Here is a 24,815-nt window from a genome sequence, read left to right as displayed (position 1 = left end):
CAGCTTGGACGCGGTCGGCTCCGGCACCCACGCACCGTCGATGGAGCCGGACTTGTAGGCGTCCGGGGTGATCTTGTTGTCCGTGCGGACCACGGACACGTCGCCCCCGCCGCTCTGCGCGTCGACCTTCCAGCCCTTCTCCGCGATCCAGTTGAGGAACGCGACGTCCTGGGTGTTGCCGAGCTGCGGCGTGGCGATCTTCTTGCCCTTGACGTCGTCCAGGGACTTGATCTTGTCCGGGTTGACGACGAGCTTCACGCCACCGGAGGCGGAACCGCTGATGATGCGCAGGCTCTTGCCGTTCGACTTGGTGTAGCCGTTGATGGCGGGGGAGGGGCCGATCCAGCCGATGTCGATGGACCCGGCGTTCAGCGCCTCGATCTCGGAGGGGCCGGCGTTGAAGGTCGAGGGCTTGATCTTGGTGCCGCCGAGCTCCTTCTGAAGCAGGCCCTCCTGGACGCCGACCAGGGCGGTGGCGTGTGTGAGGTTGGGGAAATAGCCGATCTTCACCTCGTCGAGGCCGTCGATCTTCTTGGCGTTCGCCGCGACCTCGGTCTGCTTGTCGTCGTCAGCGGAATCGGCGCCGTAGCCGCAGGCGGTGAGCAGGAGAGGAAGCGCGGCGATGACGGCGATGGTGCGCAGGGCGGTGAGCGGTCTTGCGGCAGACACGGAGGTGTCCTCTCAGGGAATGGGCGATCAGGGAGGTACGAAAACGCGAGGCGTACTGACTTGTCGGCACGCACCAGCACTCCACTCCTCGGCCTCGGCGGCACGCATGCCGTCGCGGGCTGAGAAGCGGAACGTGGGGGGAGTAGTCAGCGGAGGCTGTCCGATCCGCCGGCGGAGGCGGAGCGGGCGGGGAGGCAGTCCCGGCTCGGACAGAGTCAGGTTCTGCGCGTCAGACGGGCCGACAGATGGCACTGGACGTACGGCCGAGGTCGATGTGACGGCGCGAGGTCAGGAGGGGCAGCGACCCGCCTGTGCGGTCGAGCGTTCGCATGGTCACCCCCGTATTTCCCTAGTTTTCCTACCCGGTTGATAGGGATCGTGGCAGAAGGAGACGCTCGCCCCAAGAGGGTGTTCGTATTATGGACAATGTCATCTCGCATCATGGGATAGACCGTGAGTGGCCCAGCGTGTCGGAGGTTCACCCAGGCGCCCGGGGGACTGGTCAACGCGGACACATCGGCGGGAAGTTGGGCCGATGCGACGTCGCCGAGCCGCCGGGCAGGGGCACGTGCCCCTGCCCGGCGGCCGCTGGGCTCAGGCTGCGGCAGGGGTGTAGTGGGAGGCTTCGTCGCCCTCGACAACGTGACTGAGGGTGCCGTCGACACCGGCCGGGACGTCTCCCGCGACGGTCACCCGGTGCAGCAGACGCGGCAGGTCGCCGTAGTCGTCGGGGGCGTAGTGCTGGGTGATGCGGTTGTCGAACAGGACGAGGTCGCCCGGCGCCCAGGCCACCCGCACGATGTTCTCCGGGCGGGTGACGTACGACTGGAAGATGCGCAGCAGGTCGCGGGAGTCGGAGGGGCCGAGGCCGACGATGCTCTGGGCGAAGCCGCCGATGAACAGTCCGCGCTCCCCGGTCTCGGGGTGGACGCGGACGACCGGGTGTGCGGTGCGGTACGTGCGGGAGACGAACCGCCTGCGGTGTTCGGCCGCCTTCTCGTTCTTGGGGGCCGCGTAGTCGTAGTCGTTGGTGTGCACCGCCCACAGCTTGTCCGCCAGCTCGCGCAGCGGCTCCGGCAGATCCCGGTACGCGGCGGCCGAGTTGGCGATCAGGGTGTTGCCGCCGTAGGGCGGGACCACGATGCTGCGCAGCGTGGACGCCTTCGGGGGCGTACGGACGAAGGTGACGTCCGTGTGCCATTGGTTGGCGCGGATGCCCTCGTCGCCGTCGACGGGCAGGATGTGGGGCTGCCCGTCGACGGAAGGCACAGTCGGGTGCGCGGTGGTGAGTTCGCCGAAGAGGGCGGCGAAGCGGAGCTGGCCCGCGTCGTCGAGGTTCTGGTCGCGGAAGACCAGCGCCTTGTGTTCCAGGAGAGCGGAGTTGATCTCGGTGACGACGGCGGGGTCGAGGTCGGTGGACAGGTCCACGCCGAGGATCTCGGCGCCGATACGGCCGCCGATCCGGCGGATGTCGAAGCCGGTGCTGGTGGTCATGTGCGGGTGTTCCTTTCAGGAGGTGATCAACGGGGAGGTGATCAGTCGGGAGGTCGTCAGAAGGTGATGGGCAGGGAGGTTCTCGGCTGCGGGGCCGCCGCCGACCGCCAGGACGTCCGTGGTGAGGTCCGGCCCGGTCATGCGGGCCGCCCTTCTGCCGCGGCAGCCGCGGCCAGGCGGTTGGCGGGGCGGGCCAGGCCGTAGTGCTCGCGCAGGGTGCGGCCGGTGTACTCGGTGCGGAAGAGACCGCGCCGCTGCAGGATCGGGACGACGTGGTCGACGAAGTCCTCCAGGCCGCCCGGCAGATGGGGCGGCATGATGTTGAAACCGTCGGCGGCGCCCTGGGTGAACCACTCCTCGAGCTGGTCGGCTATCTGTTCCGGTGTGCCGGCGAACACCCGGTGACCGCGGCCGGCACCGAGGCGGGCGATGAGCTCGCGCAGGGTGAGGCCGTCCCGGCGGGCGAGTTCGGCGACGAGCGTGAAGCGGCTCTTGTTGCCGTTGATGTCCCGCTCCTCGGGGAGTTCGGGCAGCGGCCCGTCCAGCGGCAGCCCGGTCAGGTCGGTGCCGAGCATGCCGGACAGCTGGGCGAGCCCGTATTCAGGTACCTGAAGATCCGTCAGTTCCTGTTCCAGCGTGCGGGCTTCTGCCTCGGTCGAGCCGATGACGGGGGCTATGCCGGGAAGCACCAGCAGCTGGTTCTCGGTGCGGCCGTAGCGAGTCAGCCGTGACTTGAGGTCCTTGTAGAAGGCCTGGCCGTCGGCGAGGGTCTGCTGGGCGGTGAAGACGGCCTCGGCGTACTGGGCGGCGAACTCCTTGCCGTCCTCCGACGAACCGGCCTGCACCAGCAGTGGGTAGCCCTGCGGGGTGCGCGGCACGTTCAGCGGGCCCTGCACCCCGAAGTACGTTCCGCGATGGTTGATCTCCCGCACCTTGTCGGTGTCGGCGTAGACGCCGCGCTCCCGGTCGAGCAGGATCGCGTCGTCCTCCCAGCTGTCCCACAGCTTGGTCGCGACATCGACGAACTCCCGCGCCCGCTCGTAGCGCAGCCCGTGCTCCAGGTGCTCGTCCTGCCCGAAGTTGCGGGCCTCGTTCACGGTGCCTGAGGTGACGATGTTCCAGCCGGCCCGGCCGCCGCTGATGTGGTCCAGGGAGGCGAACTTGCGGGCGGTGTGGAAGGGCTCGTTGAAGGTGGTGGAGACGGTGGCGATCAGGCCGACGTGCTCGGTGACCGCCGCCAGGGCGGACAGCAGGGTGAGCGGCTCGAAGCCGCCGAGCGCGTTGTGCCGGACCTTGCCCCACAGGGCGAGCCCGTCGGCGAGGAAGACCGAGTCGAGCAGGCCGCGTTCGGCGGTCCGTGCGAGGTGCTGGAAGTAGCGCAGGTCGTTGACGCGTTCGGGCTCGGTACGGGGGTGGCGCCAGGCGGCGTCGTGGTGGCCGGCGTTCATCAGGAAGGCGTTGAGATGCAGCCGACGGGGACTGGTCGCGGTCATGGGTTCCTCGGATCGGGGAGGGTGAGACGCAAAGGGCAAGGAGAGGAGCCGGGCAGGAGACGAGCGGGGCGGGGTGCGAAGGGACCGGGTGGCAGTGGGGCGAGAGAGGGCGGTCGAGTCAGCCGCCGGCCGGTACGCGCCAGGAGCTGAGCCGCCGCTCCACGGTGACCAGGAGCTGGTTGAAGGCCACGCCGATGGCGGAGATCGTGATGATGCCCGCGTACATCTGCGGGATCGCGAAGTTGTACTGCGAGGCGTTGATCAGATAGCCGAGTCCCGCCTTGGCGCCGATCATCTCGGCGGCGACCAGCACCAGGATGGACACCGCTCCGGCCAGCCGGATGCCGGTGAACATCACCGGTACCGAGGCCGGCAGGATGACCTTCTGGAACAGCCGGGGTGCGGAGAGGTTCATCGACTTCGCCAGCTTCAGCAGGGTCGGGTCGACGTTGCGGACCGCGCTGATGGTGTTGAGCAGGATCGGCCAGGTGCACGCGTACACCACGATGGAGATCTTCGAGGTCTCGCCGATGCCCAGCAGCAGGACGAACACCGGCAGCAGGGCCAGCGCCGCGGTGTTGCGGAACACCTCGAGCAGCGGTCCGAGAAGGTCGGCGACCGGCCGGTACCAGCCGATCAGCAGGCCGAGCGGCACGGCGACGGCCACGGCGAGACCGAATCCACTGAAGGAACGCGTCAGGCTGGCACGCGCGTTGTCGGCGAGCTGACCGTCGGCGGCCAGCCCCCACCAGGCGTGGGCGACCTCGCTGAACGGCGGCAGGAAGGTCCGGTCGACCAGGCCGAGTCGCGGTGCGGTCTCCCACAGCAGGAGCAGAGCCACGATCGCAACGGACTTGGTCGCCCCCTTGACCAGCAGGTACGGCAGGCGGCGGACCGCATGGCGGAACCGGGCCGCCGTGGAGCGGACCTGGCGCACGCCGGCCGGCGACGCGGCATGTGGCGCCGGCACAGCGGACACTGTGGACGTGGCGGGGGAAACGGCCGGGACGGGCTCGGCGGCGCTCACAACGCCCGGCGCCCTGGTCTTCTCGGTGGCCGTGCCGGTTGTGGGACTCATACGGAAGCCTCCTCCTTCTCCAACTGCTGGGCCCTGGCCACCTCGTCGTGCAGCAGCGACCAGATCTCGTGCCGGTGTCGCGCGAACTCGGGACTGGAGCGGAGGTCGTCCGTCGCCGTACGCGAGTCGAAGGCGACCGGCACGATCTGCTTGATGCGGCCCGGCCGGGACGTCATGACGGCTACGCGCTGTCCCAGGTAGACGGCCTCGTCGATGCCGTGCGTGATGAAGACGACGGTCTTGCCGGTGCGCTGCCAGATGCGCAGCAGTTCGTCCTGCAGCGACTCCCGGGTCTGGGCGTCCAGCGCGGCGAACGGCTCGTCCATCAGGAGCACATCGGGGTCGTAGGCGAGGCTGCGGGCGAGTGCCACCCGCTGCCGCATCCCGCCCGACAACTCGTGCGGATGGCGGTCCTCGAATCCGGTCAGGCCGACCAGATCCAGGAACTCCCTGGCTCGAGCGGCACGTTGACGTCGTGGGACGCCGGTGGCTTCCAGGCCGAACTCGACATTGCCCTGCGCCGTCCGCCACGGCAGCAGCGCGTACTGCTGAAACACGATGCCTCGGTCCAGACCCGGGCCGGTGACGGGTGTGCCGTCCAGCAGGATCCGTCCGCCGGTGGGCTGGTTGAGGCCGCCGAGCAGATCCAGCAGTGTGGACTTCCCGCAGCCGCTCGGACCGACCAGGACGATGAACTCGCCGGCGGCTATCTCCAGATCGATGCCGTCGAGGGCGGTGAACCGGGTTGCCCGTCGGGCCCTCGTCCGGTCCTTGACGGTGAAGTCCTTCCGTACGTTCTCGAACACGATCTTGGGTGTAGTGGGTTCCGTGGTGGATTCCGGCATGGGTTCAGCTCCCGCTCTTCGTGGCGGAGGAGGACTTCTGGTTGCGGTTGAACTCATTGGTGTAGAGGTCCGACAGCGTGACCTGGCCCTTCTTGATGTCACCGCGGTCGGCCAGCCAGTCGATCCACAACTGGAGTTCCTTGCCGGTGATCAGGCCCGCCTTCTCGGCGACACCGTAGGAGCGCCAGTACTTCAGGGGTGTGGTGTCCTCGTTGCGGCGGCGCTTCTTCACGATGTCCGTCATCCGGGAGATGACCTCTTCGTGCGGAGTGGAACGGGACCACTCGATGGCCCGCCCCACGGCGGTGACGAAGATCCGGGCCGTGTCGGGGTTCTGCTTCAGGAAGCGGTCCGTCATCACGTAGGTGCCGGCGCTGAACGCACCGAGCAGTTGGTGGTCCGTGAACAGCGGGCGGATGCCGCCGGCTGCCAGGGCCTTGTCGCGCAGGATGCCACCGAGTACGGCCACGTCGATCTGTTTCTGACGCAGCGTCTGTTCGGTGTTGACCGGAGGCACCACGAGGGGCTCGACCTTGCCGACGTCCGCCCGGGACACACCGCCTCGCTGCAGGTAGATGTCGAGCATGGCCTCGGAGTGGGCTCCGAGGGTGTTCATCCCGACCTTCTTGCCGAGCAGGTCCCGGGCCGAGCGGATGGGGCTGTCCTTGAGGACGTAGAAGCCGTTGTAGGCGTACTTGTCGGCGCCGTAGTAGCTGATGACGGCCTTGATGGGGGCGTTGTTCGCGGCCAGTTTGACGACCGCGCCGTTGAACGCGCCGCCGAAGTCGACCTGGCCCGTGGCCGCGGACTGGATGTCCTGCGGCCCGCTGATCGTGTTGCCCACCCACTCCAGCTTCACGTCCTCCAGATAGCCGAGATCCTCGGCCAGCTCCGACAAGGTCACCTGGCCTGCGGAGCCCTGGTACCGGAGCGTCTTGGTCTGGCTCTTGCCGGAAGTGGCTCCGGCGGTCGTGCCGCAGCTCACAGCCACCGCAGAAAGACCGAGCAGGGAGAGGAACTGGCGTCGGGTCGATGCCGTAGTGGCCATGGAAAGGTCCTGTTCACATGAATGGGGACTGAGGTGGAATCGATGGCATGAAGAAGCCATAGCCGAGAGGAGTGCTCGGTGATTGGGTGCAAGCAAGGCGGATGCCGAAAGGGGCAAGAGACCCATCAGGAATGCCTCAAGAGACCCATCAGGAATGCCTGCTGAAAATCAGTCGTCTACGCCGACAACAGTCGTGGTGGCCGACTGTGAAATTGGAGCGGGAGAGCGGCGCCGGTCAGCGCGTTCAGCGGCCGACGGCACAGATGGCGCTGGCCTGACGTCGCAGATCGACGTGCAGGCGCGCGGCGAGGTTCTCGGACTTGCTCACAGTCAAGACAGTTGCAGCGAAATCCAGCCAAGTCAATGTCGCCTGCGTGAGCGTCTCATATTCTCAACCGCCCGACATGTGAGTGAAGTACAGCGTTCACAATTGTCTGGATGCCGGGTTGCTTGGCGAATTCCGATCATGTCGAGTTCGCCGGGGAAAAGCCGAGCGGCAGCGCAAGCAAGGTCAGACAGGCAGGACGAACGGAGGGTGCGCGCCGTTGAGGAAATAATCTCCGATATCGCGGAGCCGGTGAGTGACGGGCTCGTACAGGGTGTGGGTCCGGGCATTGCGCCAGAAGCGGTCGAAGCCCAGCCGTGAGGACGCGGAGCGGGCGCCGATGATGTCGAGGGCGCGGGAGGTCGACTCCTGTGCGGCCCTGGAGGCGGCGGCTTCGGCCATGGCCACGAGGACCGAGATCTCCGCGTACTCGTCGTAGGTGAGGTCTTCACCGCGTGCCAGCCCGCCGTGCACGGCTACCAGTGCTTGATCGGCGAGCGCGGACGCTGAGCGGGTGAGAAGTGTGAGTTCTCCATAGACGCTCAGCACATGTGGGTCCTGGGGAGAGCCGACGGGCCAGGCGGGGTGCCAGGGCGAGTGGCCGGCCCTGCTGTACTCCCGGGCTTCGGCGAGCACTCCCTCAGCCATGCCGAGACAGAGCTGGACGGAGAGAAGACGCCCGACCGGCGATACCAGAGCAGCCAGGGGCGACAGGACGTCCTCGTCCGCGGACAGGGAACCGAGTACGTCGTCGGCAGAGACCCGGACGGCGTCGAACTCCACGCTGCCGCCGGCCGCGAGCCGCTGGCCGAAGGTGTCGGTGTCGCTGTCGATCACGACGCCGTGACGGGCGGGATCGACAGCGATGGCGAGTGGTTCGCCGGTGTCGGCCCGTACGGCCCGCACGGCGAGGCGGTCGGCGACCAGGACCCCGGTGGCGTAGGTCTGCCGGCCGTCCAGCACAAAGCCCCCGGCAGTCCTGGCCAGCGTCAGAGGCAGCTCCTGATGGGCAAAGCCGCCGCCCCAGCACCATTGCTCCGCCGAGGACTGCTGCTCGACGTGAGCAGCGAGGGAGGGCTCGGTGAAGAACCGGGCGCTCCACGACAGGAAGTAGTGACAGCCGAGTAGTTGACCGATCGCACCGTCGGCCGCGGCGACCTCCCGGACGACGGCGTAGGCCGTGGGCCAGTCCGATCCGCCTCCCCCGAACTCGGCCGGTATGAGGAGCGTCAGCAGTCCCGACTCACGCAGCCGGGACACCTCGTCGAACGGGGCCTTGCCCGCCTGCTCCCTGGCCACCGCGTCCGTGGCCAGGTCGTCCGCCGTCTCGCGGGCCACGCGCAGCCAGTGCGCACGGCCGGGCCTGGTCCGGTCGGATTCCGAGGCGGGGCCGGACGGCGCAGTGGCAACGCCCATGGCGGTGGTCTCCTCAAGGTCGGCGGCAAGGTGCGGAGTTGGGGCTCTGCTGCTGGTCGGGCACGTACTTGTAGCCCATGCGCCGTACGGTGGTGATCCGGTGCCGGTGAGCCTTGCCCAGCTTGCGGCGCAGCCGCGCGATGTGGACATCCACGGTGCGGCCGTCGCCGATGTGGCCGTAGCCCCAGATGGCGGCCATCAACTGCTCTCGCGAATGCACCTGGTGGGGATGCTGTACGAGATGGGCCAGCAGCCCGAACTCCAGGTAGGTCAGGTCGAGTTCGCGTCCGTCCACTTCTGCGACATGTCGCGCGGAATCGGTTCGGATGGCACCGACTCCTGTCTGCTGCACGGGAGGTGAGTCCGTGTAGGCGACCCGTCGGATCTCCGGCCGCGTCACGTCCTCGGCGAATAGCCGGGCGGGATCGGTGCCCTCGGGGACGAGGATGAGATAGCCGACGAGGGGGGCGGAACCGTTTCCCCCGTCGCTGTCTTGTGCGGTGTCGTCCACGAGGCGGAGATGGCGCATGTCGGGAAGCAGTGAGTCCGGTGGAGTGGCCTGGGGCGGAACTGCCGTGGTCATGGCGGTCGTCCTTCAGAAGTACGTCGGCGCGGTGGGTGGTGGCGCCTGATCACCTGGGATGAGGGAGAAGGAGCGGATGCGGCACACGCGCAAGGATGCGAGCCGCGTGTCTTACACGCGACAGCAGGCGGCGCTGACGACGTGACCAAAGTCGACATGCCGACGACTGACGAGTCGTTGCTGCGTGTGGGACATGTGCATCATCCTGCGCGCCCGCTGGACGGGGCGTCAATACTTCCCTAGTAAATCGATAGGAAATGTAGGCTACGCAACACTGCGGGTGGGCTCACCGGTCACCCCCGACCGCCGGGCGGGCATCGGGCGCGGTGGCCCTGTTCAGCAGGGCACGAAGCGCGGCCAGACGGACCCTGAGCCTCTGCAGAGGCGTGGGCGGCAGTGCGCGGGCGGAGCCACGCGCGTAGTGGCGCTCGACGTAGAACTGCCCCGCGCTGAGCACAGTGGTGACGGCGATGTACCAGAGGGTGGCCACCATCAGCAGCGGGATGACCTGGTAGGTCTGGTTGTAGACCAACTGCACCGAGTACAGCAGGTCGTGCACCGCCAGCACGCTGACGATGCTGGTGCCCTTCAGCGTGCCGATCAACATGTTCCCGGCGGTCGGCACGATGGAGCGCATCGCCTGCGGAATCACGATCCGGCGCAGGGTGCGCCGCCGGCCGATGCCGAGAGCCTGGGCGGCCTCCGTCTGGCCGGAGTCGACGGAAAGGATGCCGCCGCGCACCACCTCGGCGGCGTACGCGGCTTCGTGCAGGGTCAGTCCGATGACGGCCGTGAGCGTGGGCCCGAGCAGGTTGACCGTCTTGACGGTGACGAACTGCGGGCCGAACGGGATGCCGAGGCCGAGCGTCGGGTAGAGGGCGCCGATGTTGAACCAGAACAGCAGCTGCACCAGCAGCGGAGTGGACCGGAAGATCCACACGTAGCCCCAACTCAGCGTGCGCAACACCGGGTTGGCGGACAGCCGCATCACGGCCAGGGGGATGCCGAGCAGAAAGCCGAGCACCATCACCACGCCGGTCAGCCACAGGGTGAGCAGCAGTCCGTCGAGTACGGCGGCGGTGGTGAAGTACCGGCCCACCACGGCCCATTGGAAGGCGTCGTTGCGGACGACGGAGTTGACGGCCATGGCGAAGACCAACAGTGCCGCGGCGGCTGTCAGCCAGCGGCCGATGTGCCGGCGCGCCACGATGCGTGGCAGGTCCTCGGGAGTGCTGGGGTTCCACCGCTTGTCGGCGGGGGCGGTGCCGGGAGTGGTGACGTCGGAAGGCAGGGGAATGACCATCGGGAGGCTCTCCGGGAGAGGGAGTCGCGGGCGTCGGTGACCACCCGGTGGCACACGTGGGCAAGCACTGCGCGGGTTGTGAGCAGGTTCACGCAGGTACGGTGCGGCCGGGGTCCGGCGTCATCACGCTCGCCGCGTCCCTCAACGCGGCCGGAGGGGCTTGCGCACACGGCGGGAGCCGATCCGCCATCGATCTTTGGGGCCGCAACAGGGATCTGTCAACAAGGAGTTGGAGTCGGTCGGGGTCGGTCCGGCATACGAGCGCTGGTTGACGAAGAGCGAGATGTACTGCTCAATTAGTCGCATGGATGCCCATCAGCGCTTGGTCTCGCGTGACCACATCGACTTCGGTCGAGTGTGGTCCGCAGCGTGTTGCGCCTGACGCGGCAGCGGGCCGTCTGACCGGCCCTTCCCTCCCTCGGTAACCCCGTCGCGGGCCGAGTTCTCCCTTCGCATCACCGTTGCGCGCGGGCGCTGACCCGCGTACGGACACGGTCCCTGCGAGCCCTGGCGCGCGCTGCCGCCACCCCGATTTCCCGACACCCCGGTGTCGTCACGCTCCCGCCAGTCAGCCATTCCCTGACGTGCCGTCATATTCAGCGCACAAAGGGCTGTTCCGTCCTGCCCGCGTGCGCCTTCAGGCCCATAGCCCGTACGAAAGGCATTCCCATGCCCGTGGAGTTCCTTGGCATCGCCGCGACCAACAACGGCTCCGAAACCACCCCGCGCTCCGGCGCCGCCTTCGACAAGGAGTACACACTCCGGCTCGCCCGGGCGCACGAGGACCACGGCTGGGACAGGGTGCTGTTCGCCTACGGCTCCGGATCGCCCGACCCCGCGCCGGCCGCCGCGTACATCGCGAGCAGGCTGGACCGCCTCCAGATCCTGCTGGCCCACCGGCCCAACGTCTCGTACCCGACGTACGCCGCGAAGACCTTCGCCACCCTCGACCAGATCAGCGAGGGCCGCCTGACCGTGCACTTCATCACCGGCGGCAACGACCACGAACAGGGCCGCGAGGGCGACACCCTCACCAAGGACGAGCGTTACGCCCGCACCCGTGAGTACATCCGCATCGTCAAGAAGATCTGGACCACCCACGAGCCCTTCGACCACGAGGGCGAGCACTACCGCTTCCACGACTTCGTCAGCGATGTCTTCCCAGTCCAACAGCCCCGCCCGAACGTGTCGTTCGGCGGCTCGTCGCCCGCCGCGTACGCCGCCGGGGGCGCCGAGGCCGACATCTACTGCCTGTGGGGCGAGCCCCTGGCGAAGACCGCCGAGCAGATCGAGCACGTGAAGGCCGCCGCGAAGGCCGCGGGCCGCACCGATGTGCCGCGTATCCAGGTGGCGTTCCGCCCGATCATCGCCCCGACCGAGGAACTGGCCTGGGAGAAGGCCCACCGCACGGTCGGCGCGATCAAGGCCCGTAAGGAGAAGGGCGAGGCGATCACCAAGCGCCACAACGGGAATGCCCAGCCACAGAACACGGGGGCCCAGCGGCTGATCGCCATCGCCGAGGCGGGGGAGCGCTACGACCGTGCCCTGTGGACCCCGACCGCCGCCGCAACCGGTGGCGCGGGAAACTCCAACGCCCTCGTCGGCACCCCGGAGACGGTCGCCCGGGCGCTCCTCGACTACTACGACCTCGGCGTCGACATCCTCTCGGCCCGCGGCTACGACCTGCTGGGCGACGCGACCGACTTCGGCCGGTACGTGATCCCGATCGTCCGCGAGGAAGTCGCCAAGCGGGACGCCGAGCGGGCGGCCCGGGGCACGCAGAACCTCGCGGCGGTGAACGGATGACCTCCGTCGCACAACCACCGCCGCCTTCCAGCGAGCTGACGGTCATTCACGTGACGGTGGCCGACCCACGCGTGGAGCCGCTGCTGCGCGAACTCGGCAACGAGTACTCGGCCCGGTACGGCAAGGACGCCCACGCCGAAATGGCCCGTTACCCCGACGAGGAGTTCACCGCTCCGTACGGCGGCGTACTGCTCCTGCTCCTCGAACGTGGCCGACCGGTCGCGGGCGGCGCTTTCCGCCGGTACGACGAGACCACGGCCGAGCTGAAGAGGATCTGGACACATTCAGCCCACCGCCGACGCGGCCTCGCCCGACGCGTCGTCGCCGAGCTGGAGCGCGAAGCGAGCGCCCGCGGCTACCGGCGGATCTACCTGACGACCGGGCCGCGCCAGCCCGAGGCGCGTGGCCTGTACCTGGTCACCGGCTACACCCCGTTGTTCGACACGGAAGCCGACCCGGAAACCATTGGCCCGCTGCCCTTCGAGAAGCACCTGACCGCCGAAGCAAATACCCGAAGGACAGCCGACCTGTGAACCTCCGAGAGATCAGAACCCGCCTGCGCATCACCACCGCCCTCGCGCTGCTGCCCGTACTGGCGCTGACCGCCTGTGGCTCCGGTGACGCTTCCGGCACCGCGCCGGCGGGCGCTCAGGCATCCCCCGCGCCGAGCGAGGACCCGGTCGCCGCCGTGCGTAAGGTGGACTCCGTCGCCGCTCTGCTGCCCGCCGACGTACGCAAGTCGGGCACGCTGCGGGTCGGCAGCTCGGTCGGGTTCCCGCCGGGGGCGTACTACGCGAACGGGCAGGACAAGCCGCCCGTGGGCCAGGACATCGACCTCGCCGACGCGGTGGCCAAGGTCCTCGGCGTGAAGCTGAACCGGCAGGACGCCTCGTTCGAGACGATCCTGCCCGCCCTCGGCAGCGGCAAGTACGACTTCGGTACGGGGAACTTCGGCGTCACCGCCGAGCGGCTGAAGACCGTCGACTTCGCCACCTACATCAACGACGGCCAGGGCTTCGCGGTGAAGAAGGGCAGCACCACGCTCAAGGGGAAGGTCACCGACCTGACCCAGTTGTGCGGCCTGACCGTCGGCACCGGCGCCGGCACCACCTTCGAGGCGACCCTCGACGCCCAGAAGGGGGAGTGCGCGAAGGCCGGCAAGAAACCGTACGACGTGAAGGTCTACTCGGAGAACGGGGCGACGTTCACCGCCCTCCAGCAGGGCCGCATCGACGTGGTCATGTCGACCATCAACGGCCTGCGCTACCAGGCGGCACAACCCGCGTCGCAGACCACCTTCCTCGGTGAGTACCACCGCCTCGACGTCGGCTTCGCCTTCAAGAAGGGCTCCCCGCTCACCAAGGCGTTCCAGGCCGCCGTCAACGAGCTGATCAAGGACGGCACGTACGCCCGGATCCTCAAGAAGTGGGGCACCGCCGCCTCCGCGATCGAAACATCGCAGATCAACCCGCCCGAGCACACTGAGAGTTGAGCAGGAACACCACGATGGGACTCACCACCGACTCCACCTCCGCGCCACCCGGCGCGGACTCCCCGGGCGCTCACCCCGAAGCCCCGCCCGCTCCCGACTCCCCACTCAAGGTCGTCCCCGCCCGCCACTACGCCCGGTGGGTGGCGGCAGTCGCCGTGATCGTGCTGGTCGCCCAGTTCGTGCACGGGCTCGCCACCAACCCCGTGTGGGAGTGGAACGTCTTCTTCGACTACGTCTTCTCGGAGACGATCGTCCAGGCAGTGTGGGTGACCCTCCAGCTCACCGCCTACGCCACGGTGCTGGGCTTCCTCCTGGGGACGGTCCTTGCCTTCATGCGGCTGTCACACAGCCCGGTGCTGCAGACCGTCGCCTGGACCTACATCTGGATCTTCCGGTCCATCCCGATGATCGTCCAGCTGGTGTTCTGGTTCAACCTGAGCGCGTTGTACGAGTCGTTGGGCGTCGGCATCCCCTTCGGCCCGGTGTTCTGGTCCGTCGACAGCAACAGCCTCATCGGCACCATCGGCGCCGCCATCATCGGGCTGACGCTGCACCAGGCCGCGTACGCCGCCGAGATCGTCCGCGGTGGAGTCATCGCCGTCGACCACGGACAGCTGGAGGCCGCCGCGGCGCTGGGCATTCCCCGGCTGCGGCAGATCCGCCGGATCGTGCTGCCGCAGGCCATGCGCGCCATCCTGCCCACGGCAGGCAACGAGATCATCGGTCTGCTCAAGGGCACCTCGGTGGTCTACGTCATGGCGATCGGCGAGCTCTTCTACCAGGTGCAGGTCATCTACGGCCGCAACGGCCGGGTGATCCCGCTGCTGCTGGTCGCCACCGCCTGGTACGTCGTCCTCACCTCCCTGCTGTCGATCGCGCAGTACTACGTGGAGCGGCGCTACGCCCGAGGAGCCAACCGCACCCCGCCGCCCACCCCGCTCCAGCGCGCCCGGCGCTTCGTCCGCAACCTGCGTGCCGCGGCGGCCCAGCGCAACCAGCCCGTCGTCCCACTGAACCTCACGGGAGGCAAGCGATGACCGACGTGAAGGTGGACGCCGACGATGTGACGGCCGGCGTCGGCAAGAACGTGATGGTGGACGTCCATGGCGTCCACAAGAGCTTCGGCCCGCTGGAGGTGCTGCGCGGCGTCCACCTCCAGGTCCGGACCGGCGAGGTCACAGTGATCCTCGGCCCGTCCGGCTCCGGGAAGTCCACGCTGCTGCGCACCATCAACCACCTGGAGAAGGTCAACCGCGGCTGGATCAGCATCGACGGCGAACTCATCGGCTACCGCCGATCCGGCGGCAAATTGCACGAGCTGAAGGAGAAGGACGTTCTGAAGCAGCGCACCCACATCGGGTTCGTCTTCCAGAACTTCAACCTCTTCCCGCACCTGACCGTGCTGGAGAACCTCGTCGAGGCACCCGTCTCCGCGCTGCGCCGCCCGCGCAAGGAGGCGGAGGAAACCGCTCGTCGGCTGCTTGACCGGGTCGGTCTCGCCGACAAGACCGATGCCTATCCACGGCAGTTGTCCGGAGGCCAGCAGCAGCGCGTCGCCATCGCCCGCGCACTCGCCCTCGAACCCAAGGTGCTGCTCTTCGACGAGCCCACCTCGGCGCTCGACCCGGAGCTGGTCGGTGAAGTCCTCGACGTCATCAAGGACTTGGCCCGTACCGGAACCACCATGATCGTCGTGAGCCACGAGATCGGCTTCGCCCGCGAGGTCGCCGACACCGTGGTGTTCATGGACGGCGGAGTCGTCGTGGAGCAGGGGCCGCCGGCGGCCGTCCTGGACGCCCCGCAGCACGAGCGCACCCGCGCGTTCCTCTCCAAGGTCCTCTGACCAGCCCTCATCCCATTTCTGTGCAAGGAGTACGACCGTGTCCCTCAACCTCACCCGCCGATCCACCGCAGTCGCGCTCGGACTCGTCTCCGCCCTGGTCCTCGCCGCCTGCGGCAACCCCTCGGACGGCGGCACCACCGAGGTCGCGGACAAGACCGGCTCGAAGACGAAGATCAACCTGAGCCCGGACCAGGACCGCGTCACCACCGAGAAGGTCGACTCCATCGCCGCCGAGGTCCCGGAGAAGATCCGCAAGAGAGGAACGCTGGAGCTCGTCCAGTCCTCCGGGAGCGCGGCGCCGCTGAACTTCCACGCCACCGACAACAAGACCCTCATCGGCGTCGAGCCCGATATCGCCCACCTCGTCGCCGACGTGCTCGGCCTCAAGCCGAAGTTCAACGCCGTCTCCTGGGAGAACATCTTCGTCGGCCTCGACAGCGCCAAGTACGACGCCGGCTTCAGCAACATCACCGTCACCGAGGAGCGCAAGGAGAAGTACGACTTCGCCACCTACCGCGAGGACAACCTGGGCTTCGAGGCGAAGAAGGGCAGCGGACTGAAGGTCACCGGGCCCAAGGACGTGGCCGGAAAGACCGTCGCCGTCCAGAGCGGCACCAACCAGGAGAAGCTGCTCGTCGAGTGGAGCAAGGAGAACGAGAAGGCCGGCCGGAAGCCGGTGGACATCAAGTACTACCAGAACGACAGCGACACCTACCTCGCTCTCCAGTCCGGCCGGATCGAGCTCTACCTCGGCCCCAACCCGACCGCCGCCTACCACGCGGCCACCACCGGGAAGACGGAGGTCGTGGGCACGTACTCCGGTGCCGGCTCCACCCTCCAGGGCCTCATCGCGGCCACCACGAAGAAGGACAGCGGCTTGGTCGAGCCGCTGGCCGCCGCGATCGACGAAATCATCGACAACGGCACGTACGCCAAGGTGCTGAAGCGCTGGGGCCTGTCCGACGAGGCCGTGACCAAGTCCGAGATCAACCCGCCCGGCCTTCCCAGGACCGCTGAGTAGCCGACCCGGAGCGGAGGCCGCACGGTCTCCGCGCCCTCCGCTCCTGCCCCGCAGGCCGCCACGTCCGACGGACGGGCACAGTCCGATGACGCACACCGCCCACTTGGTACTCCTGAAAGGTCTCCGCATGTCCACCGTCCTCTCCGTCTCAGGAAGCCCCTCCGCCACCTCCCGCACCGCACGGCTGCTGCGTCACCTGGACGACCGGCTCATCGCGCAAGGGCACGAGGTGATCCCGCTGGACGTCCGTACCCTCCCCGCCGAGGCGTTGCTCGGGGCCGACTTCCGGCACCCGGCGATCGTCGAGGCCACAGCCCTGTTCGAGCGGGCGGACGGGTTGGTGATCGGTACTCCCGTCTACAAGGCCGCTTACTCCGGGCTGCTGAAGTCGCTGCTCGACCTGCTCCCGCAGTACGCGCTGGTGGGCAAGACCGTTCTTCCCCTGGCCACCGGCGGTACCACCGCCCACGTCCTGGCCATCGACTACGCCCTGCGCCCCGTGCTGAGCTCCATGGGTGCCGCGCACATCGTCCCGGGCTGGTTCACACTCGACAAGGACATCGCGGTGGGCGACGACGGCACGCTGACCGTCGCGCCGGGCTCGGCCGAGGCCCTGGCGCAGGTCACGGATCAGTTCTCCGCCGCGCTGGGCGGCCGTACGACGCTGCTGGCGGCCGCCGGGTGAGCTCCGCGACCGTGCTCGGCGGCGACACCGAGGCCCTCGCCGTCGCCGCCGAACCGGCCGTGGACTTCCACAAGAACGCCGAACGATCCCGACGATCCTGATCGGAGACCCCACATGTCCCTCACCTTCCACTGGTTCCTGCCCACCAACGGCGACAGCCGCCACGTCGTCGGCGGCGGGCACGGCACCCCGGCCACCGCCTTCGGACGGAACCGGCCGCCGACCGTCGCCTACCTGAGCCAGATCGCCCGCGCCGCCGAGGACCTCGGCTTCGTCGGCGCGCTCACCCCGACCGGCGCCTGGTGCGAGGACGCCTGGCTGACGACGGCGATGGTCAGTCAGCACACCGAGCGCCTGAAGTTTCTGGTCGCCTTCCGGCCCGGCTTCGTCTCGCCCACGCTCGCCGCCCAGATGGCCTCCACCTTCCAGCGGCAGAGCGGCGGACGGCTCCTGCTCAACGTCGTCACCGGCGGCGAGAGCCACGAGCAGCGCGCCTACGGCGACTTCCTCGACAAGGATGCCCGCTACCGTCGTACCGGCGAATTCCTGCAGATCGTCCGGGAGCTGTGGCAGGGCAGGACCGTCGACCTGTCGGGCGAGCACCTCCGGGTCGAGGACGCAACACTGGCCCGGTTGCCCGACCCGGTCCCCGAGGTGTACTTCGGCGGTTCCTCGCCCATCGCCGGCGAGGTCGCCGCGCGGCATGCGGACGTCTACCTCACCTGGGGCGAGCCCCCTGCCGCCGTCGCCGAGAAGATCGCCTGGATCCGGGCACTGGCCGAGAAGGAGGGCCGAAGCATCCGCTTCGGCATCCGCCTCCACGTCATCACCCGCGACACAGCCGAGCAGGCGTGGGCCGAGGCCCGGCGGCTGCTGGACGGCTTCGACGCGGAGACCGTACGGGCCGTGCAGGCGGGTCTGGCCCGCAGCGCGTCCGAGGGGCAGCGGCGCATGCTGGCCCTGCACGGCGGCAGCCGGGACGACCTGGAGATCCACCCCAACCTGTGGGCCGGGATCGGGCTGGTGCGGGGAGGCGCCGGAACGGCACTGGTCGGCAGCCACGACGAGGTCGCCGAGCGGATCGTCGAGTACCACCGGCTCGGCATCGACGAGTTCGTGCTCTCCGGCTACCCGCACCTGGAAGAGGCGTACTGGTTCGGCGAGGGCGTGCTGCCCCGGCTGGCCGAGCAGGGCCTGTGGACCCACCCGGTCCGCCCGGCGGCAGGAAAGACTGCAAGGCCCTCTTGACGTGGCACGCAGACCGCCTGACACTCCAATCAGGTATCCCTAGTGGATTGGTAGGAAATGATGGAGTGTCCGGGGTCGCCCGCCGACCGTGCCGTACGCGCGGCTCGGCCGTCTCTCCTTCTGACCTCCCGCCGTCACATCGATCTCCTGCGTGTCTGCAGCGCGGCAAGCCCTCTCCCGACGCACCTCTGAGAACCAGAAGCCGGATCCGGACCCAGGGAGACACATGCCCGCCGCACCCTCGACCACCGTCCCGTCCCTCCCCTCTCCGCCGTCGTTCCGGGGCAGGATCGGCTGTGACGCGAGCAGTGGCTACTACGCCGTGTCGCGCCGCTACCGCCTCCACCTCTCGCTGTCCTGCCCCCACTGTCTGCGGATCGCCATCACCCACAACCTGCTCGGTCTGGAAGAGACCCTCCCGGTGGCACTGCTGCCGGCCGTCCCCGAAAGCCCCGACGGCGGACACTCCTCTCTGCGCCCGTTGTACGAGGCCAGCTCGCACCGCCATCCCGGACCGGCCACCGCACCCGTGCTCAGCGACGACTGGACAGGACGGATCGTCAGCACGCACACGCCGGACATCCTCCAGGACCTGGCCCGGCACTTCGGTGGTGACGGCTCCGACCGGCCCGCCCTCTACCCGCACGGCGCGGAGGAGGAGATCGAGGCCGTCGGACGCCTCTGTGAGTACCGCGTCAACGAAGCCGCACAGCACGCCGGGCAGGCCGACGCCGACGTCACGGTGCGCCGGACCGCCCTCGGTTCCCTGCTCCGCGTGCTGGGCTCACTGGAGTGGCGGCTCGCCCACCAGAACTTCATCCTGGGCGACGAAATGACCGCCGCCGACGTGCAGTTGTGGGTGACCCTGGTGCAACTCGACACCGTTCACCGTCTGCACCTGGACGCCGCCGCGGTCCACCGCATCGCCGACCATCCGCACCTGTGGGCCTACGCCCGGCGACTGGCCGCCCACCCCGCCTTCGGCACCCACCTCGACCTGGACGGCATCGCCCGCAGGCATCATGCCCACTGCCACGGGCTGGAGGCCGCAGGGGCGGCGGTGCAGATCCTGGACTGGTCCGTGCACAGCACAGGGCACCGGCCCCTGGCCGGGTTCACCACGGTCACTGGCAAGGCCGAGTGAGTCCGGCCCGGGGATCAGGCCGGTCCGGGCCGGGATCATCGCGCGGTGCGAAGACCGTCGATGGCGTCGCGGAGGTCCGCGACGCAGGCGGCGACGTCGCGTCGTGCGGTGTCGACCACAAGGTGATCCCGGTGCCATGGTTCGTACTCCCGGTCGCGAATGTCGGTCCAGGTGGGCAGGGGCAGGCCGGAGATGTCCGGGGTGCGACTGGCCGCCCGCCTCTCGTGCTCGACGGGATCCGAGCAGACGATCTCGATCTCGGCGGCGGGAACACCCGCCAGGTCGGCCACGTCGCGCCAGGCGTCGCGTGTGACCGCCAACGGGTTCACGGACTCGGCGATGACGGTCAGGCCCTGTCGCAGGTGGTCCTCCGCCAAGGCGTACCCGACCACATAACCGACCGCGCCGAGCGGGTGCCGCCCGAGCCCGGACCGCACGACCGCCTGTTCGATGGTGTCGATCCGCACATGGACCGCGTCGAGTTGGCGGGCGAGAGCGCGGGCCAGCGTCGTCTTACCTGTGGCGGGCAGCCCGCCCATGATGATGAGCATGGTCCATGGTGCCCGCAGGGGGGAGCTGATCCCCGCCGATCGAATCGGGCTGCACAAGGTTGCAACAGACCAGCAATACAGCGGCTGTTGACGAACGGTGGCCGATGCACCGAGCATCGGTTGGAAGGAATGCAACGAGTCGGCGGAGCCATCCGCGGAGAACAGAGGGGAGTCGCGATGCAGCGCCGTCGGCCGGTGTACGCATACGACCCGGCCCTCGTTCCGCTCCGCGCCCCGCGCTGGGTCATGCGTCGTCACGTCGATCTGCGCCGCGTCAGCAGCGCCATCTGTCACGCCTGACCGCTCCGGCCGCCCGCACACCGTTTGCGGTCAACGCCGCGTTTCTCGGCCCCTTTTCGCGCGTCTTCGCGCGTTCCTGACCTCCTCTTGAATTCTTTCCAGCCTTCCCACGGCCGCGCATTCCCACAGCCGTACGCCCGGCCATGACACACGGGAGATCACCGCATGCCCGTCCCCGTCGAAAACACGCTCACCGTCCGTCCTGTCGCGGGCCACATCGGCGCCGACATCTCCGGCGCCGACCTCTCCCGGCCTCTGTCGCCCGAGGAGGTACCGGACGGTCGCGAGTCCGAACTGATATCCGGCAGGCCGTTCACGGCGGACCACCGGGTCGTGATCAGCGCCTGATGTTCACAGCCATGCGTACCGCACCACTCCAGGCGGCCACAGCGGCCGCGACCGTGTCTCTGCTGCTGGCCGGCTGCCAGAACTCCGGGGCCGCCGCCGGAGGCACGGACACCGCCCCTATCAAGGCCAGGATTCCGAAGACCGTGTCAGCCGATACGTCCATCACCGTGGGAGCACCCGATCTCAAGGTGGCACTGAAGCTGTCCGGGCAGCTCGACAAGCTGCCGTTCACCGTCAAGTGGGCCAACCTCCAGGGCGGACCGCAGTGCTCCGAGGCGTTTCGTGCCGGCTCTCTCGATCTGTGCTCGGCCGCGGAGATCCCCTCCATCCACGCCCACTGGACCGGACTGGACACCAGGCTGGTGGCGGCCAGGTTCCGCAAGGTCCCGCTCGACCACCCCACCTACGAGCTCGGCATCGCGCCCGGCGCGAACATCGACACCCTCAAGGACCTGCGCGGCAAGAAGATCGCGTACAGCCCGGGACAGGCGCAGGGCGCCCTCGTCCTGCGCATCCTGGCCAGGGCCGGGCTCACCAAGGAGGACGTACAGCTGGTCGAACTGCCCAGCACCGGGGACGTCTATCCGACCGCGCTGAGCAGCCGTCAGGTGGATGCGGCGCCGATCGGCGACGTCAACATCAGGCGCTATCCGGCGAAGTACGGCAAGGACGGGGCCAGAACCATCCAGCACGGACTGCGCGACGACCCCGAACATCTGTGGGCGCCGGCCGAGTCCGTGAAGGACCCGCAGAAGGCGGCCGCCATCAGAGAGCTGGTCGAGGTCTGGGCACGGGCGCAGATCTGGATCGACAAGCACCCGAAGGAATGGATCGAGGGCTACTACGTGAAGGACCAGGGCCTGACCCACGAGGACGGCGCGTATCTGGTCGAGCAGAGCGGTCATCCGGACATCCCGGCGGACTGGACGCCGGCCATCGGCCGCCAGCAGAAGACGGTCGACCTGCTGGCCAAGGAGACGGGCCAGGAGAAGTTCGACGCCTCGATCCTCTTCGACCGGCGGTACGAGTCGGTCGCGGCCCGTGCGATTGCGGCTGAGGCGCCGACAGAGCGGGAGCGCCCATGAGTACCGGACTCTCCAAAGAGAGGCTGGCACCGGCCAAGCCCGCTGACACTGCCCCCGAGCCGTCGCCGGAGAGGGAGACTCCGGTGCCGGTGGCCCGGCTGCGCCCCCGTCGGCGGCTCGGTCCCGGCCGCCCCATCCCGTACGGCTGGGCTCTCGGCCCGCTGTTGCTGCTCGCCGTCTGGTCGGCCGGTTCAGCCGCCGGTCTCATCGATCCGCGGAACATATCCGAACCGTGGACGGTGGTCACCACGGCGAACGACCTCATCGCCCAGGGCAGGCTGCAGTCCAGCCTGTGGACATCGGCGCAGCGGGTCCTCATCGGGCTGCTGTTCGGCGTGGCGGCGGGGCTCGTCCTGGCCCTGGTCTCCGGCCTCAGCAGGCTCGGCGAAGCGGTGATCGACGGCCCTGTACAGATCAAGCGGGCCATTCCCTCGCTGGCACTGATCCCGCTGCTGATCCTGTGGTTCGGCATCGGCGAGTCCATGAAGATCATCACGATCGCGCTGGCGGTCCTCGTCCCCGTCTACATCCACACCCACAACGGGCTGCGCACCATCGACAGCCGGTACGTCGAGCTGGCCGAGACCGTACGGCTGCGACGGCATCAGTTCCTGCGCCATGTCGTACTCCCCGGGGCGCTGCCCGGCTTCCTGCTCGGTATGCGCTTCGCCGTCACCAACGCCTGGCTCGCCCTGGTCGTCGTCGAGCAGGTCAACGCCACCAGCGGCATCGGCTACATGATGGAGCTGGCGCGAACGTACGGCCAGACCGAGATCATCATCGTCGGCCTGGTCGTGTACGGGCTCCTCGGCCTCGTATCGGACGGAGCGGTGCGGCTGGCCGAGAGGAGGGCGCTGTCATGGCGACGCACACTGGCCGGCTGACCGGGACGAACGCGGCAACCGCCGCGGAGGAGCGGCCGGCGGTCCGTATCGAAGGGCTGGTACGCGCCTTCGGGGACCGGAGGGTGCTCGACGGGCTCGATCTGACCATCCGTCCGGGGGAGTTCGTGGCCCTGCTCGGACGCAGCGGCTCCGGCAAGAGCACCTTGCTGCGGGCGCTGGCGGGACTCGATCACGCGCTCACCGGGGCCGGCGAGCTGAGCGTGCCCGACCATGCCTCGGTGGTGTTCCAGGACGCCCGGCTGCTGCCGTGGAAACGCGTCCTGGGCAACGTCGTACTGGGACTTGACGGGACGGACGCCGTCGAGCGCGGAACGGCGGCACTCGCGGAGGTCGGTCTCGCCGGGCGGGAGCGGGCCTGGCCCGTCGAACTGTCCGGCGGCGAGCAGCAACGGGTCTCCCTGGCGCGTTCCCTGGTCCGCGAACCCCAACTCCTCCTCGCCGACGAGCCGTTCGGCGCACTCGACGCGCTGACCCGGATCCGGATGCACACGCTGCTGCGACGGCTGTGCGAGCGGCACCGGCCGGCGGTGCTGCTGGTGACCCATGACGTGGACGAGGCGATCGTGCTCGCCGACCGGGTCGCGGTCCTGGACGAAGGCAGGATCGCGGCCGACCTCACCGTGGACCTCCCGCCACCGCGCCACCACGGCGACTCGGAGTACACCGCCCTCCGAGACCGCCTGCTGGGCCTGCTCGGCGTCGATCAGCTGGACCAGATCGACCAGCCGGACCAGACCGACCCGGACGAGACCGTGCGATGACCCGCCGGCCCATCAACAACCAACCCACCTGCGAAGGAACTCACGTGAGACCGCTCCACCTCCGCCCCGCCCTGATCACGCTCTCCTCGGCGGCCCTGCTGGCCACCGCGACGGCCGCCCCTCCCGCCGCCGCCTCGCCCGCCCCGGCGCGCACCTCGGTGGCTCTCGACTGGTACGACACCACGGCGGAGACCATTGCGGCAGCCGGTGCACCGACCCAGGTCACCAACAGCCGTACCTGGGCGATCAGTTGGCTCGCGGCGGCGCGGGCCGCCCGACAGGTGCCCGCGGGGGTCGACCGCGGTGACCGCGGCGACTTCCAGGACGCCGCGCTCGCCTCGGCGGTGCACCACTCCCTGACCGCGCTGGCGCCCGGCCGTACCGAGCAGCTGGATACCGCGCTGCGTCAGACCCTGGAGACAATCCCCGACGGCCCCGCCGAGGACCAGGGCGTGGCGGCCGGCGAACGGCAGGCCCGACTCGCGCTGACGTCCCGGGAGGGCGACGGCCTGGATCCGGCATCGGTGAACGCGCCCTTCCCGGTGCCGCAGCCCGCGCCGGGCGTATGGCAGCCGACGCCGCCCTCGAACGCCCCGGCCACGCAGTACGGCAACCGTCTCGCACGGCCCTTCGCGCTTGAGCGCGCCGACCAGTTCCGCCTGGGCCCGCCGCCCGCGCTGAACTCGGGCCGATACCGGTCCGAACTGGCTGAGGTGCGCGCGTACGGCGCGAAGGACAGCACGCGACGCACCGCACAGCAGACGGAGACGGCCACCTTCTGGCTCGGCTCCTCACTGACTCTCTACACCGAACCGCTGCGCGTCGCGCTGGCCCGGTCCTCCGAGTCCTCCGCACAGCGGGCGGAGTTGGTGGCCCTGTTCCACATCGCCCTGGTCGACACCCAGATCGCCACCTCCGACACCAAGTACGCCTACCTGCGCTGGCGTCCGGTCACCGCGATCCGCACCGGGGAGATCGACCCCGACCCGGCGTGGACCCCGCTGCACGACACGCCGGCCCACCCCGACTACCCCAGCGGTCACAACACCTACTCGGGAGCGGCGGAGGCGGTGCTCACCGCGCTCGTCGGGCCGGGCACCGCCCCGTTCGACCTGACCAGCCCCACCGCGCCGGGCGTGACCCGCACCTACACGAGCTGGCACCGGCTGACGGCCGAGAACGTGGACGCCCGGGTCTATTCGGGCATCCACACCCGCTCCGCCGACGAGGCCGGAGTCAGGCTCGGCACAGACGTGGCCGGGTACGTGCTGCGCCACGCCGAGCAGCTGTTCGGTACGGGGTGAGCCGCGTTCGTGGCGGCGAAGCCCAGGCCACATCGAGCACGCGCCGCGTGGGCCGGTTATCTCGTACG

Annotated in this window: 28 protein-coding genes; 15 read left to right on the top strand and 13 right to left on the bottom strand. The window is 69.0% G+C overall.

Going from position 1 to position 24,815, the window contains the following annotated elements:
* The 12 genes from OP79_RS40315 to OP79_RS40275 form a co-directional block, all read right to left on the bottom strand.
* On the bottom strand, nt 1-669 hold a 669-nt coding region (locus OP79_RS40315), incomplete at its 3' end, for an ABC transporter substrate-binding protein (RefSeq protein WP_033327862.1).
* 229 nt (nt 670-898) lie between these two features.
* On the bottom strand, nt 899-1,000 hold the full coding sequence (locus tag OP79_RS58325; RefSeq protein WP_342669579.1) for a putative leader peptide: 102 nt from the start codon (nt 998-1,000) through the stop codon (nt 899-901).
* Between the two features lie 263 nt (nt 1,001-1,263).
* Nucleotides 1,264-2,163 (bottom strand): TauD/TfdA dioxygenase family protein, encoded by a 900-nt coding sequence (locus OP79_RS40310; protein WP_033327860.1) that lies wholly within the window; start codon nt 2,161-2,163, stop codon nt 1,264-1,266.
* Nucleotides 2,164-2,178: 15 nt separating this feature from the next.
* Nucleotides 2,179-2,304 carry a hypothetical protein gene (locus OP79_RS58130; RefSeq protein ID WP_281193926.1) on the bottom strand — a complete coding sequence of 42 codons (126 nt, stop codon included), beginning with the start codon at nt 2,302-2,304 and terminating at the stop codon, nt 2,179-2,181.
* A complete protein-coding gene (locus tag OP79_RS40305; protein WP_033327858.1) occupies nt 2,301-3,656 on the bottom strand; it encodes an LLM class flavin-dependent oxidoreductase in 1,356 nt (451 codons plus the stop codon). The genes OP79_RS58130 and OP79_RS40305 overlap by 4 nt, the downstream gene beginning before the upstream one ends.
* A gap of 118 nt (nt 3,657-3,774) precedes the next feature.
* Entirely contained in the window at nt 3,775-4,734 is a 960-nt protein-coding gene (locus OP79_RS40300; RefSeq protein ID WP_033327856.1) for an ABC transporter permease, read from the bottom strand.
* Nucleotides 4,731-5,579 carry an ABC transporter ATP-binding protein gene (locus tag OP79_RS40295; RefSeq protein WP_033327853.1) on the bottom strand — a complete coding sequence of 283 codons (849 nt, stop codon included), beginning with the start codon at nt 5,577-5,579 and terminating at the stop codon, nt 4,731-4,733. The genes OP79_RS40300 and OP79_RS40295 overlap by 4 nt, the downstream gene beginning before the upstream one ends.
* 4 nt (nt 5,580-5,583) lie before the next feature.
* Nucleotides 5,584-6,627, bottom strand: a complete 1,044-nt coding sequence (locus tag OP79_RS40290) for an ABC transporter substrate-binding protein (protein ID WP_033327851.1) — start codon at nt 6,625-6,627, stop codon at nt 5,584-5,586.
* 244 nt (nt 6,628-6,871) lie between these two features.
* A complete protein-coding gene (locus OP79_RS58700) occupies nt 6,872-6,955 on the bottom strand; it encodes a putative leader peptide (protein ID WP_106972604.1) in 84 nt (27 codons plus the stop codon).
* Nucleotides 6,956-7,138: 183 nt separating this feature from the next.
* Complete coding sequence (locus OP79_RS40285) at nt 7,139-8,368, bottom strand: acyl-CoA dehydrogenase family protein (RefSeq protein WP_033327849.1); 1,230 nt, start codon at nt 8,366-8,368, stop codon at nt 7,139-7,141.
* A 13-nt stretch (nt 8,369-8,381) separates the two neighbouring features.
* Entirely contained in the window at nt 8,382-8,951 is a 570-nt protein-coding gene (locus tag OP79_RS40280) for a winged helix-turn-helix domain-containing protein (protein ID WP_033327848.1), read from the bottom strand.
* Nucleotides 8,952-9,237: 286 nt separating this feature from the next.
* Entirely contained in the window at nt 9,238-10,254 is a 1,017-nt protein-coding gene (locus OP79_RS40275) for an amino acid ABC transporter permease (RefSeq protein WP_106972603.1), read from the bottom strand.
* A gap of 669 nt (nt 10,255-10,923) precedes the next feature.
* Between OP79_RS40275 and OP79_RS40270 the strand changes: the two genes are divergently transcribed.
* From OP79_RS40270 to OP79_RS40230, 9 genes are all read left to right on the top strand, one after another.
* Nucleotides 10,924-12,060, top strand: a complete 1,137-nt coding sequence (locus tag OP79_RS40270; protein ID WP_033327846.1) for an LLM class flavin-dependent oxidoreductase — start codon at nt 10,924-10,926, stop codon at nt 12,058-12,060.
* On the top strand, nt 12,057-12,593 hold the full coding sequence (locus OP79_RS40265; RefSeq protein WP_033327844.1) for a GNAT family N-acetyltransferase: 537 nt from the start codon (nt 12,057-12,059) through the stop codon (nt 12,591-12,593). The genes OP79_RS40270 and OP79_RS40265 overlap by 4 nt, the downstream gene beginning before the upstream one ends.
* Complete coding sequence (locus tag OP79_RS40260; protein WP_051745378.1) at nt 12,590-13,552, top strand: ABC transporter substrate-binding protein; 963 nt, start codon at nt 12,590-12,592, stop codon at nt 13,550-13,552. The genes OP79_RS40265 and OP79_RS40260 overlap by 4 nt, the downstream gene beginning before the upstream one ends.
* Before the next feature lie 14 nt (nt 13,553-13,566).
* Nucleotides 13,567-14,589: an amino acid ABC transporter permease gene (locus OP79_RS40255; protein WP_033327838.1), complete on the top strand. Its 1,023-nt coding sequence runs from the start codon at nt 13,567-13,569 to the stop codon at nt 14,587-14,589.
* Nucleotides 14,586-15,395: an amino acid ABC transporter ATP-binding protein gene (locus OP79_RS40250; protein ID WP_051745376.1), complete on the top strand. Its 810-nt coding sequence runs from the start codon at nt 14,586-14,588 to the stop codon at nt 15,393-15,395. The genes OP79_RS40255 and OP79_RS40250 overlap by 4 nt, the downstream gene beginning before the upstream one ends.
* 37 nt (nt 15,396-15,432) lie before the next feature.
* Nucleotides 15,433-16,416, top strand: coding sequence for an ABC transporter substrate-binding protein (locus OP79_RS40245; protein ID WP_033327836.1), 984 nt, complete (start codon nt 15,433-15,435; stop codon nt 16,414-16,416).
* 127 nt (nt 16,417-16,543) lie between these two features.
* Nucleotides 16,544-17,101 (top strand): NADPH-dependent FMN reductase, encoded by a 558-nt coding sequence (gene ssuE / locus OP79_RS40240; RefSeq protein ID WP_033327873.1) that lies wholly within the window; start codon nt 16,544-16,546, stop codon nt 17,099-17,101.
* 114 nt (nt 17,102-17,215) lie between these two features.
* Nucleotides 17,216-18,349, top strand: a complete 1,134-nt coding sequence (locus OP79_RS40235) for an LLM class flavin-dependent oxidoreductase (protein ID WP_033327834.1) — start codon at nt 17,216-17,218, stop codon at nt 18,347-18,349.
* Between the two features lie 226 nt (nt 18,350-18,575).
* Nucleotides 18,576-19,493 carry a glutathione S-transferase C-terminal domain-containing protein gene (locus OP79_RS40230; protein ID WP_051745374.1) on the top strand — a complete coding sequence of 306 codons (918 nt, stop codon included), beginning with the start codon at nt 18,576-18,578 and terminating at the stop codon, nt 19,491-19,493.
* Between the two features lie 35 nt (nt 19,494-19,528).
* Here OP79_RS40230 and OP79_RS40225 read toward each other — a convergent pair whose 3' ends face one another.
* Entirely contained in the window at nt 19,529-20,044 is a 516-nt protein-coding gene (locus tag OP79_RS40225) for a P-loop nucleotide/nucleoside kinase family protein (protein WP_033327832.1), read from the bottom strand.
* 177 nt (nt 20,045-20,221) lie between these two features.
* Between OP79_RS40225 and OP79_RS58125 the strand changes: the two genes are divergently transcribed.
* From OP79_RS58125 to OP79_RS40200, 6 genes are all read left to right on the top strand, one after another.
* Nucleotides 20,222-20,344 (top strand): putative leader peptide, encoded by a 123-nt coding sequence (locus tag OP79_RS58125; RefSeq protein WP_281193916.1) that lies wholly within the window; start codon nt 20,222-20,224, stop codon nt 20,342-20,344.
* A gap of 165 nt (nt 20,345-20,509) precedes the next feature.
* Nucleotides 20,510-20,692: a hypothetical protein gene (locus OP79_RS40220; protein ID WP_033327830.1), complete on the top strand. Its 183-nt coding sequence runs from the start codon at nt 20,510-20,512 to the stop codon at nt 20,690-20,692.
* A gap of 11 nt (nt 20,693-20,703) precedes the next feature.
* Nucleotides 20,704-21,777 carry an ABC transporter substrate-binding protein gene (locus OP79_RS40215; RefSeq protein WP_033327869.1) on the top strand — a complete coding sequence of 358 codons (1,074 nt, stop codon included), beginning with the start codon at nt 20,704-20,706 and terminating at the stop codon, nt 21,775-21,777.
* Complete coding sequence (locus OP79_RS40210; protein ID WP_033327828.1) at nt 21,774-22,661, top strand: ABC transporter permease; 888 nt, start codon at nt 21,774-21,776, stop codon at nt 22,659-22,661. The genes OP79_RS40215 and OP79_RS40210 overlap by 4 nt, the downstream gene beginning before the upstream one ends.
* The gene (locus tag OP79_RS40205; RefSeq protein WP_033327826.1) at nt 22,637-23,443 is read left to right on the top strand and encodes an ABC transporter ATP-binding protein; all 807 of its coding nucleotides are present in this window, start codon (nt 22,637-22,639) and stop codon (nt 23,441-23,443) included. Before OP79_RS40210 ends, OP79_RS40205 begins: the two co-directional genes overlap by 25 nt.
* A 44-nt stretch (nt 23,444-23,487) precedes the next feature.
* Nucleotides 23,488-24,747: a vanadium-dependent haloperoxidase gene (locus OP79_RS40200; protein WP_033327824.1), complete on the top strand. Its 1,260-nt coding sequence runs from the start codon at nt 23,488-23,490 to the stop codon at nt 24,745-24,747.
* The last annotated feature ends 68 nt before the right edge of the window (nt 24,748-24,815 follow it).

The sequence above is a fragment of the Streptomyces yerevanensis genome (genome assembly GCF_000716805.1).
GTDB lineage: Bacteria > Actinomycetota > Actinomycetes > Streptomycetales > Streptomycetaceae > Streptomyces > Streptomyces flaveus.
The sequence above is the reverse complement of the archived record's forward strand: the minus strand, read 5'-3'. Positions and strand labels throughout refer to the sequence as shown.

Bases quoted from the DNA above. Each gene is read 5' to 3' on its own strand.
- OP79_RS40275 (WP_106972603.1), bottom strand. From the start codon at position 10,254: ATGGTCATTCCCCTGCCTTCCGACGTCACCACTCCCGGCACCGCCCCC.
- OP79_RS40230 (WP_051745374.1), top strand. From the start codon at position 18,576: ATGCCCGCCGCACCCTCGACCACCGTCCCGTCCCTCCCCTCTCCGCCG.
- OP79_RS40300 (WP_033327856.1), bottom strand. From the start codon at position 4,734: ATGAGTCCCACAACCGGCACGGCCACCGAGAAGACCAGGGCGCCGGGC.
- OP79_RS40295 (WP_033327853.1), bottom strand. From the start codon at position 5,579: ATGCCGGAATCCACCACGGAACCCACTACACCCAAGATCGTGTTCGAG.
- OP79_RS40285 (WP_033327849.1), bottom strand. From the start codon at position 8,368: ATGGGCGTTGCCACTGCGCCGTCCGGCCCCGCCTCGGAATCCGACCGG.
- OP79_RS40225 (WP_033327832.1), bottom strand. From the start codon at position 20,044: ATGCTCATCATCATGGGCGGGCTGCCCGCCACAGGTAAGACGACGCTG.
- ssuE (WP_033327873.1), top strand. From the start codon at position 16,544: ATGTCCACCGTCCTCTCCGTCTCAGGAAGCCCCTCCGCCACCTCCCGC.
- OP79_RS58125 (WP_281193916.1), top strand. From the start codon at position 20,222: ATGCAGCGCCGTCGGCCGGTGTACGCATACGACCCGGCCCTCGTTCCG.
- OP79_RS40205 (WP_033327826.1), top strand. From the start codon at position 22,637: ATGGCGACGCACACTGGCCGGCTGACCGGGACGAACGCGGCAACCGCC.
- OP79_RS40270 (WP_033327846.1), top strand. From the start codon at position 10,924: ATGCCCGTGGAGTTCCTTGGCATCGCCGCGACCAACAACGGCTCCGAA.
- OP79_RS58325 (WP_342669579.1), bottom strand. From the start codon at position 1,000: ATGCGAACGCTCGACCGCACAGGCGGGTCGCTGCCCCTCCTGACCTCG.
- OP79_RS58130 (WP_281193926.1), bottom strand. From the start codon at position 2,304: ATGACCGGGCCGGACCTCACCACGGACGTCCTGGCGGTCGGCGGCGGC.
- OP79_RS40305 (WP_033327858.1), bottom strand. From the start codon at position 3,656: ATGACCGCGACCAGTCCCCGTCGGCTGCATCTCAACGCCTTCCTGATG.
- OP79_RS40310 (WP_033327860.1), bottom strand. From the start codon at position 2,163: ATGACCACCAGCACCGGCTTCGACATCCGCCGGATCGGCGGCCGTATC.
- OP79_RS40250 (WP_051745376.1), top strand. From the start codon at position 14,586: ATGACCGACGTGAAGGTGGACGCCGACGATGTGACGGCCGGCGTCGGC.
- OP79_RS40255 (WP_033327838.1), top strand. From the start codon at position 13,567: ATGGGACTCACCACCGACTCCACCTCCGCGCCACCCGGCGCGGACTCC.
- OP79_RS40215 (WP_033327869.1), top strand. From the start codon at position 20,704: ATGCGTACCGCACCACTCCAGGCGGCCACAGCGGCCGCGACCGTGTCT.
- OP79_RS40235 (WP_033327834.1), top strand. From the start codon at position 17,216: ATGTCCCTCACCTTCCACTGGTTCCTGCCCACCAACGGCGACAGCCGC.
- OP79_RS40210 (WP_033327828.1), top strand. From the start codon at position 21,774: ATGAGTACCGGACTCTCCAAAGAGAGGCTGGCACCGGCCAAGCCCGCT.
- OP79_RS40220 (WP_033327830.1), top strand. From the start codon at position 20,510: ATGCCCGTCCCCGTCGAAAACACGCTCACCGTCCGTCCTGTCGCGGGC.
- OP79_RS40280 (WP_033327848.1), bottom strand. From the start codon at position 8,951: ATGACCACGGCAGTTCCGCCCCAGGCCACTCCACCGGACTCACTGCTT.
- OP79_RS40290 (WP_033327851.1), bottom strand. From the start codon at position 6,627: ATGGCCACTACGGCATCGACCCGACGCCAGTTCCTCTCCCTGCTCGGT.
- OP79_RS40265 (WP_033327844.1), top strand. From the start codon at position 12,057: ATGACCTCCGTCGCACAACCACCGCCGCCTTCCAGCGAGCTGACGGTC.